At 67.8% G+C, this 14337-nt stretch carries 6 protein-coding genes; 3 read left to right on the top strand and 3 right to left on the bottom strand.

The features are described from left to right. Positions 1 to 24 precede the first annotated feature (24 nt). The 3 genes from NCO8_RS19455 (at position 25) to NCO8_RS19445 (ending at position 11045) form a co-directional block, all read left to right on the top strand. The gene (locus tag NCO8_RS19455; RefSeq protein ID WP_067490608.1) at positions 25 to 681 is read left to right on the top strand and encodes an isochorismatase family protein; all 657 of its coding nucleotides are present in this window, start codon (positions 25 to 27) and stop codon (positions 679 to 681) included. A gap of 124 nt (positions 682 to 805) precedes the next feature. Beyond that, a complete protein-coding gene (locus tag NCO8_RS19450; RefSeq protein ID WP_067641460.1) occupies positions 806 to 10012 on the top strand; it encodes a non-ribosomal peptide synthetase in 9207 nt (3068 codons plus the stop codon). Positions 10013 to 10046: 34 nt separating this feature from the next. Beyond that, positions 10047 to 11045 carry an ABC transporter substrate-binding protein gene (locus tag NCO8_RS19445; protein ID WP_067641458.1) on the top strand — a complete coding sequence of 333 codons (999 nt, stop codon included), beginning with the start codon at positions 10047 to 10049 and terminating at the stop codon, positions 11043 to 11045. A 68-nt stretch (positions 11046 to 11113) separates the two neighbouring features. Here NCO8_RS19445 and NCO8_RS19440 read toward each other — a convergent pair whose 3' ends face one another. From NCO8_RS19440 to NCO8_RS19430, 3 genes are read right to left on the bottom strand one after another with little or no spacing between them, the layout of a single operon-like run. Further along, entirely contained in the window at positions 11114 to 12532 is a 1419-nt protein-coding gene (locus NCO8_RS19440) for an NAD(P)(+) transhydrogenase (Re/Si-specific) subunit beta (RefSeq protein ID WP_067641641.1), read from the bottom strand. Positions 12533 to 12549: 17 nt separating this feature from the next. Next, positions 12550 to 12852: an NAD(P) transhydrogenase subunit alpha part 2 gene (locus NCO8_RS19435; protein WP_056818017.1), complete on the bottom strand. Its 303-nt coding sequence runs from the start codon at positions 12850 to 12852 to the stop codon at positions 12550 to 12552. Beyond that, on the bottom strand, positions 12852 to 13970 hold the full coding sequence (locus NCO8_RS19430) for a Re/Si-specific NAD(P)(+) transhydrogenase subunit alpha (RefSeq protein ID WP_067641456.1): 1119 nt from the start codon (positions 13968 to 13970) through the stop codon (positions 12852 to 12854). Before NCO8_RS19430 ends, NCO8_RS19435 begins: the two co-directional genes overlap by 1 nt. Between the last annotated feature and the right edge of the window lie 367 nt (positions 13971 to 14337).

Genomic DNA, 14337 nt, shown 5'->3' with positions numbered 1-14337 from the left:
CTTCCGTTCGAACGAAAGACCGTCATGCCTATCCCCCCGATCGCGCCCTATCCGATGCCGGGCGTCGACGAGTTCACCGCCGACCAGGTCGATTGGACTGCCGAACCAGGGCGTTGCGCCCTGCTGATCCACGACATGCAGCAGTACTTCCTCGACGCCTACGACCTGCACCGCGATCCCGCCCGCACCCTGATCGCCAATATCGCCCTGTTGCGCGACCGCTGCCACGAGCTCGACATCCCGGTGATCTACACGATGCAGCCCGGCAATCAGCACCCGTCGCGACGCGGCATTCTGGCCGACTTCTGGGGCAGCGGGATGGCCGAGGGCGCCGACACGCAGGTGATCAATGCCCTCGCGCCCGAACCACAGGACATCCAGGTGACCAAGTGGCGCTATTCCGCGTTCCAGCGCACCGACCTGCGTGAACTGCTCGGTTACTACCGGCGCGATCAGCTCCTGGTGACCGGCGTCTACACGCACATGGGCTGCATGCTCAGTGCCGCCGAGGCATTCATGGGTGATGTGCGGCCCTTCCTCGTGCACGACGCGACGGCGGATTTCAGCCGCGACGAGCACGTGATGGCACTGAACTACGTCGCGCGGCGTTGTGGGGCGGTGGTCGGGACTTCGGAGCTGTTGCGTCAGCTCGATCCCGCACAGGTCGAAGCAGACGCCTGACCCGTCGGCGGACGCTCCGCCATTCGAACCAAGACAAACCTGACACGCCCTCGCGCGGCTGCCGGACTCTTCCCGAGTCCGGCAGCCGCGTGGGTGGGTGGAGAACTTTGACGAAGGAGTTGCTGTGGGCTCGGTGGAACGGGACGACGTGAGCGCCGAACATCCCGGATTACCGCTCACCGGAGCGCAATTGGGCATCTGGAACGCGCAGCGGCTCGATCCCGAGTCGCTCAGTTACCTGGTCGGCGAGGTACTCGAGATCTCGGGTACGGGGCCAGTGGATGTCGCGTTGCTGGACACCGCGATTCGCCGGACCATCGCCGAAACCGACACGATGCGGCTGCGTTTCAGCGAGACGCCCGACGGCCCGTGCCAGCGGATCACCGACCTGGAACCGGAGCTGCGCCCACTCGTCGATCTGCGCGCCGAAGCCGACCCGATCGCCGCGGCGCACCGGCTCGTCGCCGCCGAACGCGAACGCGCCGCGACCTATTGCCGCGACATGGTCGACCGGCAGCTCTACACCTACACACTGCTGCGCCTCACCGACAACGACGTGTGGTGCATCCAGCTCTATCACCACCTGATCATCGACGGCTACAGCGCGGCCATGGTGTCGCGCCGGGTCGCGGCCCACTACACCGCACTGCGTCGCGGTACCGAGGCGCCGCGCCTGCGTTGGGGGTCGGTGGAGACGCTCGTGGCCGAGGACCTGGAATACCGTGGGAGCCAGGCACATCGGCAAGACCGCGAGTACTGGCGCGACAGGCTCACGCCGCTGCCGCCGCTGGACGGGCGCGGGCAGGCGCCCGAGGGCGTGGTCGAGCAGACCCACGAGGTGCGCGCCGTCCTCGATGCCGACCTGATGGGTCGCGTCAAGAAAGCGGCCGCCGAAGCCGGTATCACGTGGGCCGATGTGCTCGTCGCCGGTTACGCGGGGTTCGTGCACCGGTTGCTCGGTGAGACCGATGCGGTCATCGCGCTGCCGGTGATGGCGCGCGTCGGCAAGACCGCCCTCACCACTCCGTCGATGGCGGTCAACGTCTTGCCGCTGCGAGTTTCGGTGTCCGGCCAGGACCGCCTGGGTGAGCTGGGCAAGCGGGTGGCCGACGCACTGCGAGAGATACGTGCCCACCAGCGTTTTCGCGGTGAGGATCTGGCCCGTGAATTCGGTGGGGCACAGACCGGTGCCCTGCTGCACGGCATCGGCGTCAACCTCAAGGCCTTCGACTTCGCCCTCGATTTCGACGGCGCCACCGGCACCCTGCGCAATGTGGCCGGTGGGCCGCCCGAAGACCTCGGTCTGACCGTCACCCCGCTGTCGGAGGACCGCGTGCAGCTCGGCTTCGAGGTCGACGCGCGGTCACTGGACGCGGCCACTGTGCGGCGGCGGATGGACGCGCTGGTCACGCTGATCACTCAGCTGGTCGATGCCGACGAGCCGATCGGCGCGATCACCCTGTACCCGGCTTCGCTCACGGCACGCATCGCCGTCGACCGCGCCGGTGCGGCTCTGCCCGGTCGTCCCGACGACGTCGTCGAGGTGTTCGACCGCATGGTCGCGGCCCAGCCCGACGACATCGTCCTCGTCGACGGCACCCATCGGCTCACCGCGGCGGAACTCGGCGCCCGCGTGCACCAGCTCGCGCGCTACCTGTGTGGTCGAGGCGTCGGCCCCGAGGACATCGTCGGCATCGCCCTCCCCCGCTCGGTCGACCTGGTGATCGCCCTCCTGGCGGTCCAACACGCGGGCGCGGCCTTCCTGATGCTCGACATCACCCACCCCGCCCAGCGCCTGGCAGACATCATCGACGACGCCGATCCGGCCTTGATCCTGACGGATGACATTGTCGCGGAAGCGGTCTTCGCGGAGCGGCTCACGACTGACGGTGCCCCGGACCGGACTTCCGGCGAGGAAGCGACATCGGCCTCGCCGCGCACCGCCGACGAGCAGGCGACCGACTCGCCTGCTGCGCCCCTCACAGACGACGGCGAAGCTGACGCGGTGTTTGCAGCGCAGGGGCAAGCACCGTCCGCCCCTCCCGCCGCGACTGCCGCAGCGCAGCAGCCAGGCGTACCGCCTTCGACTCCCACCAGGACTAGGGCCGCAGCGCGGGCGGACGCCCTGTCCATGACTGGCGACGTGGTGAACCGCCATGTGGCAACGGGAATACTCCTGTTGTCGGACAACGGGGTTCGAGCAGCCATCACCAGCCTGCCGAGCGGGCCGCTGTCGACGGCTGAACTCGCCGCGCCTCGTTCAGCCGGGCATCTCGCCTATGTCGTGTACACCTCGGGCTCCACCGGCAAGCCGAAGGGTGTGCAGATTTCGTGCGGCGCGATGGCTCAGCTGTTGCACCACCATCGGAGCACCGTTTACACCGAGACCGCCGCGCGAGTGGGCGGGCGGCAGCTGCATGTGGCGCACACCTATTCCTTCGCCTTCGACGCGGCGCTGGATCAGCTCTTGTGGCTGTGGTGCGGGCACCGGGTCCATCTGTACGACACAGATATTCAGAAGGACGCGTCCGCGCAGGTAGCGACGTTGCGGGCCGATCGGATCGATGTCGTCGACACCACTCCCTCGATGGCTACCGCGCTGATCGACAACGGGTTGCTCGGCAACGCGCACCGTCCGGAACTGCTGCTGCTCGGTGGTGAGGCGACGCCACCTGCGTTGTGGTCGGCCATCGTTGCGTCGAAGGTGTTCGCCCGCAACATGTACGGGCCGACAGAGGCCACCGTCGACGCGCTGAGTGCGCCGGTGACCGGTGCTGTGCCGCACGTCGGCGGACCGCTGGCGGGTACCCGTGCCTACCTGCTCGACGGTGCATTGCAGCCGGTGCCCGACGGTGAGATCGGCGAGTTGTATTTGGCAGGGCCACAATTGGCTCGCGGTTACCTAGGGCGCATGGTGGTGACGGCGGAGCGGTTCGTCGCCGATCCATTCGCGTCCGGGGAACGCATGTACCGCACCGGCGACCGGGCACGCTGGCTACCTGGCCATGGGTACGACTACCTCGGGCGCGCAGATTCCCAGATCAAGGTGCGCGGTTACCGCGTGGAACTGGGCGAAGTCGAGGCATCGCTCGGCGCGCTACCGGGGGTAGCCGCAGCGGCCGCCACTATCCGCAAGTCCGGCGACAGCACCCGACTGATCGGCTACCTGGTCCCCGAGACCGGCCGCACCCTCGACGCCGACCAGCTCCGTCAGCTGCTGACCACCCTGGTCCCCGACCACCTCGTCCCCTCGGCCCTGGTGATCCTCGATTCACTGCCAACCACCGTCAACGGCAAACTCGACCGCGCAGCCCTCCCCGCACCCCAGCTGACCTCGACCGGCCGACTGCCCCGCACCGAGCAGGAGCGGGCACTGTGCGGAATCGTCGCCGAGGTCCTCGGCCTGGCACGGGTCAACGCGACCGACGATTTCTTCGGCCTCGGCGGCGACAGCATCACCGCGATCGGCGTGAGCAGCCGCCTCCGCGCCCTCGGCTGGGAAGTCCAACCGAAAGCCCTCCTAGCCCAACGCGACCTGGCAACCATCGCCGCAACCGCCCAGATGGCCGAGGTACGCACCGGCGCACCGACCCCGGACGAACCGACCGGTGCCGTCCCGATCCCGCCCATGGTTGCGGCCCTTCTCGAGGCGAACGCGGACTCCCGCACCATCGCCGGCTACGCCCAATGGACAGCTCTAACCCTCCACGAGGACCTGACAGTCGACCACCTCACCACCGGCCTGCAAACCCTCCTCGACCGCCACGACGCCCTCCGCCTCGTCCTCGACGGATCCGGCACCGAAGCCCGGCTCGAGGTCGCCGCAGTGGGCACGGTGTGCGCGTCCGACCTGGTCCGCGAGGTTGCTCCACCACGCACCACCGATGTCACGGCGTACACGGAAACTGCGTCGATCACCCGCCTCGATGAAACTGCCGACGCGACAACAGGACCAGAGCGCGCCGGTGCACCGACGCACACCGAGTCGGTGGCATTCGCGCTGGCAAGGGAATTGGCGCCTGCCGAGGGTGTCCAGATTCGTGCCGCGCTGGTACGTAGCGGGCCCGGCGTCGCCGATCGGTTGGTGCTGGTCGCCAATCACCTGGTGGTAGACGGTGTTTCGTGGCGAATCCTGGTGCCCGAGCTGTATGAGGGCTGCTCCGCCGCGCGGGAAGAACGCCCCGCGCGGCTGGCTGGAAAGGGAAGTTCGTGGCGGCGGTACGCCACGCTGCTCGCCGAGTCCGGTGTTGCGGGCGAGTACCGCGCGGAGCTGGCGCACTGGGAGCGGGCGCTCGGCGACGCGAGCGTCGGACCCCTCGGGGAAAGGGCGCTCGATCCCGCTGTCGATCTTGTCGAGAGCGCCGAGCAGACAAGAACTTTCGCTACACCGGCGATCACCGAAGCCTTCCTCACGACACTGCCGACCGCCTACCGAGCGAAGACCGACGACGTATTGCTCGCCGCACTCATGCTCGCACTCAACTCTTGGCGGCACGAGCGCGGCGAGGCGCTCGAGCCGGGCAGACCGGTCACCGTCGAGGGTCACGGGCGCGAAGCATTGCGTCCCGACACCGACTTCGCGGGTACCGTCGGCTGGTTCACCAGTGAGTTCCTGGTATGGACGCCTGCGACGGGCATCGATGACCCCGCCGGACTCACCGAGGCCTTGTCCGGTGGTGCGGCGGCCGGACACCTGCTGCGGGCGGTGAAAGAGGCCAAGCGCGCTGTTCCTGGAAACGGCGTGGGGTACGGCGTGCTGCGCAGGCTCGACCCCGAGACGGCACCGCGTTTCGCCGACCGACGCGCACCCGAGGTGTTGCTCAACTACCTCGGCCGCTTCGGCGGTGGTGGGACTTCGGGCTGGAGCCTGCCGGAGCACGACGCGTTCGCGGTGACGGAACCACCGGAGAAGGCACTCACCGAAGTGCTTTCGCTCAATGTCTTCGTCCATGAAGCCGCGCAGGCCGGTGCGCCGCGACTGGCCGTGGAGTGGACAGCCGCGAGCCGGATCCTCGGCGCCGACCAGGTCACGGAAATCCAGCGGCATTTCGAACTCGCGCTGGAGGCGTTCGCCGCCCACGCAAGGCTGTACCCCGGCGGACTCACACCGTCGGACTGCCCCGGCGTGATCGTCGACCAGGACACCATCGACGCGCTGGAGGACACGCACGGCCCACTGGCCGAACTGCTCCCCCTCTCCCCCTTGCAGGAAGGGTTGCTGTTCCACGCGATTCGCGACGGTGCCGACGACGTCTACACCCTGAGCGCCCGCGTCGACCTGCACGGCCCACTCGACGGCCCACGGTTGTCGGCGGCTTTCACCACCGTTGTCGGCAGACACCCCACCATGGCCGCCGCCTTCCACTACGAGAACCTCGACCAGCCGGTGCAGGCGGTTCCGCGCTCGGTCGGCATGCCCTGGCGTGAGGTCGACCTCTCAGATCTGCCGCTGCGCACCGCACACGCCGCCGCCGACCACCTCGAAGCCGAAGCAATCCGGCACCGGTTCGCGGTCGACCGGTCACCGATGTTGCGCGCCATGCTGATTCGCCTGCCCGGCGACACCCACCGCTTGGTCCTCAATACCCACCACCTGGTGATCGACGGCTGGTCTACCCCGATCGTGCTGCGCGAGGTACTGGCCACCTATCACGGTGACGAACTTCCCCCGGCCGCCCGGTACAGCGACTACCTGACCTGGCTCGACACCCGCGACCGCGAGGCCGCGCGCGCCGCCTGGGCGCAGCGCTTGGCCGGGCTCGAAACAGCAACGTTGGTCGGCGATTCGACGACCGACGCGGCCAACTCATCTCGCGAGCACGACAACCAGCACCAGCCGATTTCGCCGCACTCGTCGCCCGCAACAGCCGAGGAAGGTGGTCCGGTCGCGGCTTCCCGCGAGCGTGAATTCCGGCAATGGCAGGTTGCGCTACCCACCTCGCTCGCCACCGCGCTGGCCGGACTGGGTCGCCGAGGCGGTCTTACGATGAACACCCTGGTGCAGGGCACTTGGGCGCTGGTGCTAGCCGCTCTGACAGGACGTAGCGACGTCGTGTTCGGCGCGACGGTCTCCGGCCGCCCGGCTGAACTCCCCGGCGTCGCAGGCATGGTCGGTCTGTTCGCCAACACCGTGCCCGTCCGCTGCACCTTGGACGCCCGTCCGCTACTCGACCAGTGGGCCGACCTGCAGGAAAACCAGTTCGCCATGCAGGACTTCGACCATGCGAGCTTGGCGGAGATCGAACGGGTTGCCGGCCTCGGTACCCTCTTCGACACCCTTGTCGCCTTCGAGAACTTCCCCAACTCCGGCCCGGGACAACCGGACTCCCACCACCTCCGTCTCGGCGAATTCCACAACCACGGCAACACCCACTACCCACTCACCCTGATCGCCCCGCCGGGCGACCACCTGACGCTGGTGATCTGGTACGACCGCAGCGTCATCCCCGACACCACCCTCGCCCGGATCGCCGACCGAATCACCACCACGCTGACGGCGATCACGACCGCCCCCGACACCCCCGCGACCCAGTTCATCAAGCCCCTCACTCCAACCGCCACGCCCCCGGCCGCACCGGCACCACCCATCGCATCGCCACCAGAAGTCTTCGCCGAGCCAGTCGTCACAGCGCGGCCCACCGCAACAGCCGTCGACGGCACTCCAGCGACAGCCCGCGTCGACACTGCCGCCCGATCTGCTGCTCCGCTCAACAATGGGGCCTCGCTCAGTCGCCCGATCGTGGCGGCTCCGAGCGGTACCACCCTGGCCCAGTGGGGCATCGCTGTCGATCCGGCAGCCCCGGCGGTGACGGCGGACGGCGTCACGATCGACTTCGGTGAATTCGATGCCAGGGTGAATCGCCTTGCCCGGTGGCTCATCTCGCGTGGTGTCGGGCCCGAGACCGTGGTTGCCGTGGCCATGCCGCGCACCATCGATTCCGTCGTCACGGCGCATGCGATCTGCCGCGCCGGCGGTGTCTACCTCCCGATAGACCCGGAACAGCCCGCAGAACGCGTCGAGAAGATTATCGATACTGCCTCTCCTGCAATGGTTCTGAGCTCGCTCGATGACATTCGCGCGATGGTGGACGAGCAATCGGACGACCCCGCGCAGAAAGAATTCGCCGTTACTCCGCTCACCGATGCGGACCGCCTCGCACCGCTGCGCCCGGCGAATACCGCCTGCCTCCTGTTCACCTCCGGCTCCACGGGAGTGCCCAAGGGGGTGAGCCTGTCGCACGCCGCGATCATCTCCACTTTCGAATGGCTGCAGCGTGAGGTCCGGTTCGGTCCGGGCGACACCATGCTCTACCGCACCCCGCCGATCTTCGACGCCTCGCTCATGGAGATGTTCCTGCCGCTGCACGTCGGCGCCCGGATCGTGCTGACCCGCCCCGGCGGCCACCGCGACCCCTACTACCAGGCACAACTCATGAGCGCGGAGCGGGTCACGGCGATGTGGATGACGACCTCCATGCTCACCGTGCTCGCCGAGGAGGCCGACCTCTCGGGCTGCGCGGACCTGCGCTGCGTGCTCACCGGCGGCGAGGTGCTGCCGCCGGCGACCGCCCAACGGATGCGCGCACTCACCGGGACCGCTGTGTACAACTTCTACGGCCCCACCGAGGCGGCGATCGGCTTCACCTTCCACCGGACCGTCGACGCCGATACCACCTCGGTCCCGGTCGGCGCACCTGCCGACGCCATCCGGGTCCTCGATGACCACCTAAAACCGGTCCCCAAGGGCACCGTCGGTGAGCTCTACATGACCGGAGTGCGGTTGGCGCGCGGCTATCTGGCCCGCCCCGACCTCACCGCCGCAGCCTTCGTCACCGACCCGTTCGGCAGCGGCGAAAGGATGTACCGCACAGGTGATCTGGTGAAGCTGAACCCTGACGGCGAACTCGACTACATCGGCCGCACCGACAGCCAGGTGAAGTTGCGCGGCCAACGCATCGAACTGGGTGACATCGAATCGGCCCTGCTCACGTGCCCCGGCGTGGCCCATGCGGTGGTGCAGCTGCGCGAGGACACACCGGGCGATCAGCGCCTGGTCGCCTATCTCATGGCGAAGTCCGGAATCACGCTCGACACAGATGCGGTTCGCGACCAGCTCCGAATCAAGCTCCCCGCCTACATGATTCCCGCCGCCGTCGTCGTACTGGATCACATCCCTCGCACGGCGACGGAGAAGATCGATCGCCGGGCGCTCCCAGCGCCGGAGTCACGCACCCCGGAAGGCGACACCCACGAACCCGCCCCCGTGCCCGCCGAGGCCACGGCTACCGACACACCTCTCGACGCTGTTACCGGCGATAAGCCGATCCGCCGCTCGGCCCAGCTCGTCGACAGAACGCACGACGAGAATGTCGACACCATTCGCGCGGCAATGGCAGCTGTTCTCTCGGTCCCCGACATCGACACAGACGACGACTTCTTCGACAAGGGCGGCCACTCACTGCTCGCCGTGCGGCTGGTCGGCCGACTCACCCGCGCGGACCTACCCGTGGTCCTCGACGACGTCTTCACCGCCTCGACCCCCCGCAAGCTCGCAGCCCGCATGGGCGCGGCCGACCTCACCACCCCCCCGAAGGACGGCCTCGCCGGCCTGGGCCGCCGCCTCGACCCGGTCCTGGAACTGCGCGCCGAGGGCTCGGTCCCGCCGCTGTTCTGCGTCCACCAAATCGGCGGCACCGCGTGGAAATACGCTCCCCTGGCGAGGCTGCTGCGGGCCGAACGGCCCATCATCGGCCTGCAGATGCCCCACCTCACCGAGCCGACCACGCGGACCCGCACCCTCGACGACCTGGCGCGGTACTACCTGGCCGCCGTCCGTCGCATCCAACCGCACGGTCCGTACCACTTCCTCGGCTATTCGCTGGGCGGCAATCTCGCCCACGCCATGGCCGCCATCCTCGAAGCCGAGGGTGAGCAGGTCGCCTATGTGGGTCTGCTCGACTCGCACCCGTTGTCGAACCTGACCGAGCGGGCCGCCGCGACCCTGGCGGATCCCTCCGGAATGGCCGCCCTCGTCCCCGAAATCGACGAGTACCCAGCCGAATTGGCAGCCGTGGTAACCCACGCCGCGACCGAACTGCTGCGCATGGTCACCGAGTCGGAGTCCCCCTCCTACAGCGGCCCGATGGCGCTGTACTGCGCGGACAACGGCCTCGAACCCGAGCGCGTGCACGCCCAGCTCACCGGCTGGCGGGCCGCGGGCGCCCAGCTGGTTGTCCGGCGACTGCCCTACACCCACAACGAGATCGCGATGCCGACCGGCTGGATCGAGGTCGCCGCGCTCATCGACGCGGATCCCGCCATCCGCACCTGAACTTCCACCTGGATAGAAAGAAGGAACAACTCCTATGTCAGCGCACCGAATGACGGCCCGCATGCGCGCCGCCGTCGCACTCCTGATCGTCGCGGTCACCGCGACGGCAGTGGGCTGCGGCACCTCCACCTCCGAAGGGTCGACCGACACCGGCACCCGGCAGGTGGAAACCGCCAAGGGCCAGATCACCGTGCCCGCCGACCCGCAGCGCATCGTGGTGCTCAACGGCGCCCTCGCCGGATTCCTCTACGACCTGGACGCGAACGTGAAGGCCGCGGATCCGCGCATCCTCGGCGTCACCCTCGCACCCGGCGAGTTCCCTCCGGCCTGGGCCGCCGACGCGAAAGAGCAAGGCACCGAAGCGGTTCCCTCCGGCGACGACCTCAACCTCGAGTTCATCGCCGCCCAGCGGCCGGACCTCATCATCGGCGGCGGGCCCGGTTTCCCCGGCCTGCAGACCATCAAGAACTACGACAAGCTCAGCGCCGTCGCACCGACCGCCCTCGTCCCCTCGGATCTCGCCAACTGGCAGGACCAGCTGAAGACGGTGGCCGACTTCGTGAACCGCCCCGACAAGGTCGAGCCCATGATCACCGCCTACAAGGACCGGGTCGCGGAGGTGAAGGCCGAGCTGAAGATCCCCCAGGGCGCGACCTCGGTGATGCAGTCCCAGGCCGACGGCAAGCCCATCCTGCTCGCCCCCGGCACCCCGCTGTCCAACCTCCTCGCCGACGTCGGCTTCACCATCGACGACAAGATCGAGGCCAAGGCGGGCAACCCGCCCCGCACCCAGGCGGGTGACTGGGTCACCTTCAGCCCCGAACTCCTGAGCACCGTCGCCGACGCCCCGGTCCTGTTCGTGATCCTGCTCGACGGCGGCCGCAACATCCCCGCCCTGAAACAGGACCCGGCCCTGGCCATGCTCCCCGCATTCCAGAAGAACCAGGTCTACGAACTCCCCGCAGCCAGCAAGCGCCCGGACTACCGCCAGTCCATGGCCACCCTCGACCTCCTGGCCGACACCTTCAAGTAGCCACGCGACAGCGAGAGGCCCCGCCGGTGAAATACCGGCGGGGCCTCTCTTGTTCGATGTCGCTTGTCTTACAGCGCCTTCAGTTCCTCGGTGACCGCACCGACGGACTTCTTGGCGTCGCCGAACAGCATGGAGGTGTGGTCGGCGTAGAACAGCGGGTTGTCGATGCCGGCGAAGCCGGAGTTCATCGAGCGCTTGAGCACGATGACGCTCTTGGCCTGGTCGACATTGAGGACCGGCATGCCGTAGATGGGGCTGGACGGGTCCTCGCGGGCGGCGGGGTTGGTGACGTCGTTGGCGCCGATCACCAGGACCACATCGGTGCGGTTGAACTCACCGTTGATGTCGTCCATTTCCTTCATCGCGTCGTAGGAGACCTCGGCCTCCGCGAGCAGCACGTTCATGTGCCCGGGCATACGACCGGCGACGGGGTGGATCGCGTACTTGACCTCGACACCCTTGCCTTCCAGCAGCGACGCCATCTCCTTGACCGCGTGCTGGGCCTGGGCCACGGCCATACCGTAGCCGGGGACCACGATGACCTGGTTGGCGTAGGCCATCTGGATCGCGGCATCGGCGGCGGAAGTGGCCTTGGCCGTCTTGGCCTCACCACCGGCACCGGATGCCACCGCGCCACCGCCACCGAACCCACCGGCGACGATCGCGGGGATGGACCGGTTCATGGCCTTGGCCATCAGGTTGGTGAGGATGGTGCCGGACGCGCCGACGATCATGCCCGCCACGATCATCGCGGTGTTGTTCAGCGCCAGGCCGGCGGCCGCGGCCGACAGACCGGTCAGGGCGTTGAGCAGCGAGATGACGACCGGCATATCGGCGCCACCGATGGGCAGCACGACCATCAGGCCGAGCACACCGGCCAGCACAAGCAGCGCGATCATCCAGAGCTGCGACACGCCACCGTCGTTGGCGCCGAGACCGATCACCACGGCACACACGATGGAGCCGAGCAGCAGCAGCAGGTTCAGCGGCTGCTGCAGCTTGCCGATGCCGATCGGCTTGCCGGACAGGATCTCCTGCAGTTTCGCGAAGGCGATGATCGAGCCCCAGAAGGAGATCGAGCCGATCACCGCGGCGAACAGCGAACCGATGATGATGTGGATGGTCGGTTCGTCGTGCAGCGCGGAAAAGCCCGAGCTGTCGATGAATTCGGCCCACGCGATGAGCGCGACGGTGCCACCACCGACACCGTTGAACGCCGCGACCAGCTGCGGCATCTCCGTCATCTTGGTGCGCACGGCGGGCGGAACACCCAGTGCCACACCGACGATCAGGCCACCGGCGATCAGGACCCAGTTCAGCATCTCGGTGTGCCGGATCGAGATCAGCGTGGCGATCACGGCGATCGCCATACCGACGGCGGCGATCTGGTTGCCGCGCACGGCGGTCTTGGGGCCGGTGAGCCCCATCAGGCCGTAGATGAACATGGAGAAGGCCACGATGTAGAGGCCGTTGACCAGGTAGGTCATATTGTCGACTGCGTGCATCACTCGGCCGCCTTCTTCTTACCCTTGAACATGCCGAGCATGCGGTCGGTGACCACGAAGCCACCGATGACGTTCAGCGTTCCGAACACCACGGCGACGAACAGGATCACCTGGACCAGCAGGGACGGATCCTTCACGTTGCCCAGCGTCACCAGCGCACCGAGCACGACGATGCCGTGAATGGCGTTGGTGCCCGACATCAGCGGGGTGTGCAGGGTGTTGGGGACCTTGGAGATCACCGCGAAGCCGACGAAGCCGGACAGCACGAGAATGGCGATATTGGCGAGAAGTTCGGTGTACATCAGGCTTCCACCTCACGGGTAACGCACGAGTCGGCGAGCACCTGATCGCTGAAATCGGGCGCGAGCTTGCCGTCGACCAGCATCAGTTCCAGCAGCGCGGCGATGTTCTTGGAGTACAGCTCCGAAGCGTGCTCGGGCATGGTGGCGGGCAGGTTCAGCGGCGAGGCGATGGTCACCTCGTGCTTGACGACGATCTCGCCGGGCTCGGTGAGCTCACAGTTGCCACCGGTCTCCCCGGCCAGGTCGACGATCACGCTGCCGGGCTTCATGCCCTCCACCGCGGCGGCCGTCACCAGACGCGGCGCCGGGCGGCCCGGCACGAGCGCGGTCGTGATGACCACGTCGAAACCCTTGATGGCGTCTTCCAGCGCCTGCTGCTGCTTGGCCTTCTCCTCCTCGGTGAGCTCGCGGGCGTACCCGCCCTCACCGGCGGCATCGATACCCAGGTCGAGCCACTGCGCACCGACCGAACGCACCTGGTCGGCGACCTCGGGACGCACGTCGTAACCGGTGGTGCGACCACCGAGACGCTTGGCGGTCGCCAGCGCCTGCAGGCCTGCCACGCCGACACCGAGCACGAGAACCGTCGCGGGCTTCACGGTGCCCGCCGCGGTGGTGAGCATCGGGAAGAACCGGGTCGACTCCGACGCGGCGAGCAGCACAGCCTTGTACCCGGCGACATTGGCCTGCGAGGACAGCGCGTCCATCACCTGCGCACGCGAGATACGCGGAATCGCCTCCACCGCGAAGGCCTGCACACCGGCCGCCTTCAGCGCACCGATCTGGTTCTCCGCGTTGCGGGGCGCGAGGAAGCCGATCAGCGTCTGCCCGGAGGACAGCCTGGCCACCTCGGCATCGCTGGGCGGAGCCACCTTCACCACGACATCGGCCGACCACGGATCGCCGATCGTCGCACCGGCCTCTACATAGGCCGCGTCGGGAATGAGCGCGCCGAGGCCCGCACCGGCTTCCACGATCACCTCGACACCCTGCTTGGACAGGGTGGGGATGATCTTGGGTACCAGGGCGACTCGCCGCTCACCCACGCCGGACTCGCGAACGACTCCGACACGCGCGCCGCGCGGCGAATCCTCGCCAACGTTTTGCGTTGTCTCCACTAGTCAGACTTCCTTTTCGTGCTGGCTTCGAGCCTGGGAACAACGGTTCAGCCGACGTTACCGGTCAGTAAGTTCAACTGAAATCCTCGCAACTGTACTCGGCTCGCGGTGAGCCTAGCGGAGATGCCCGTCACAGCGGAGAACTGGACTCTTGACCACAAAACGGACAGAGCGGACCTGTTTCCGCAGCGACAGCCACTTCCTCGGCCCGCCGGGCGCCGGGTGGCGCCTGACTACACATTCGTAGCCGCAGGTAGGCGAGGACAAGAACGCACAAGCAGGTCCGATACTTACCTGGACGTGAGAGTGCGGGTAGGACGGCCGACCACCGAGCGGGACGTGACGTGTGTCATGCAAGGACTGTTGC

This window comes from Nocardia coubleae NBRC 108252, assembly GCF_001612805.1.
Classification (GTDB): Bacteria; Actinomycetota; Actinomycetes; order Mycobacteriales; family Mycobacteriaceae; genus Nocardia; species Nocardia coubleae.
Note: the sequence above shows the minus strand (reverse complement) of the source record. Positions and strands in the feature narration are given on the sequence as shown.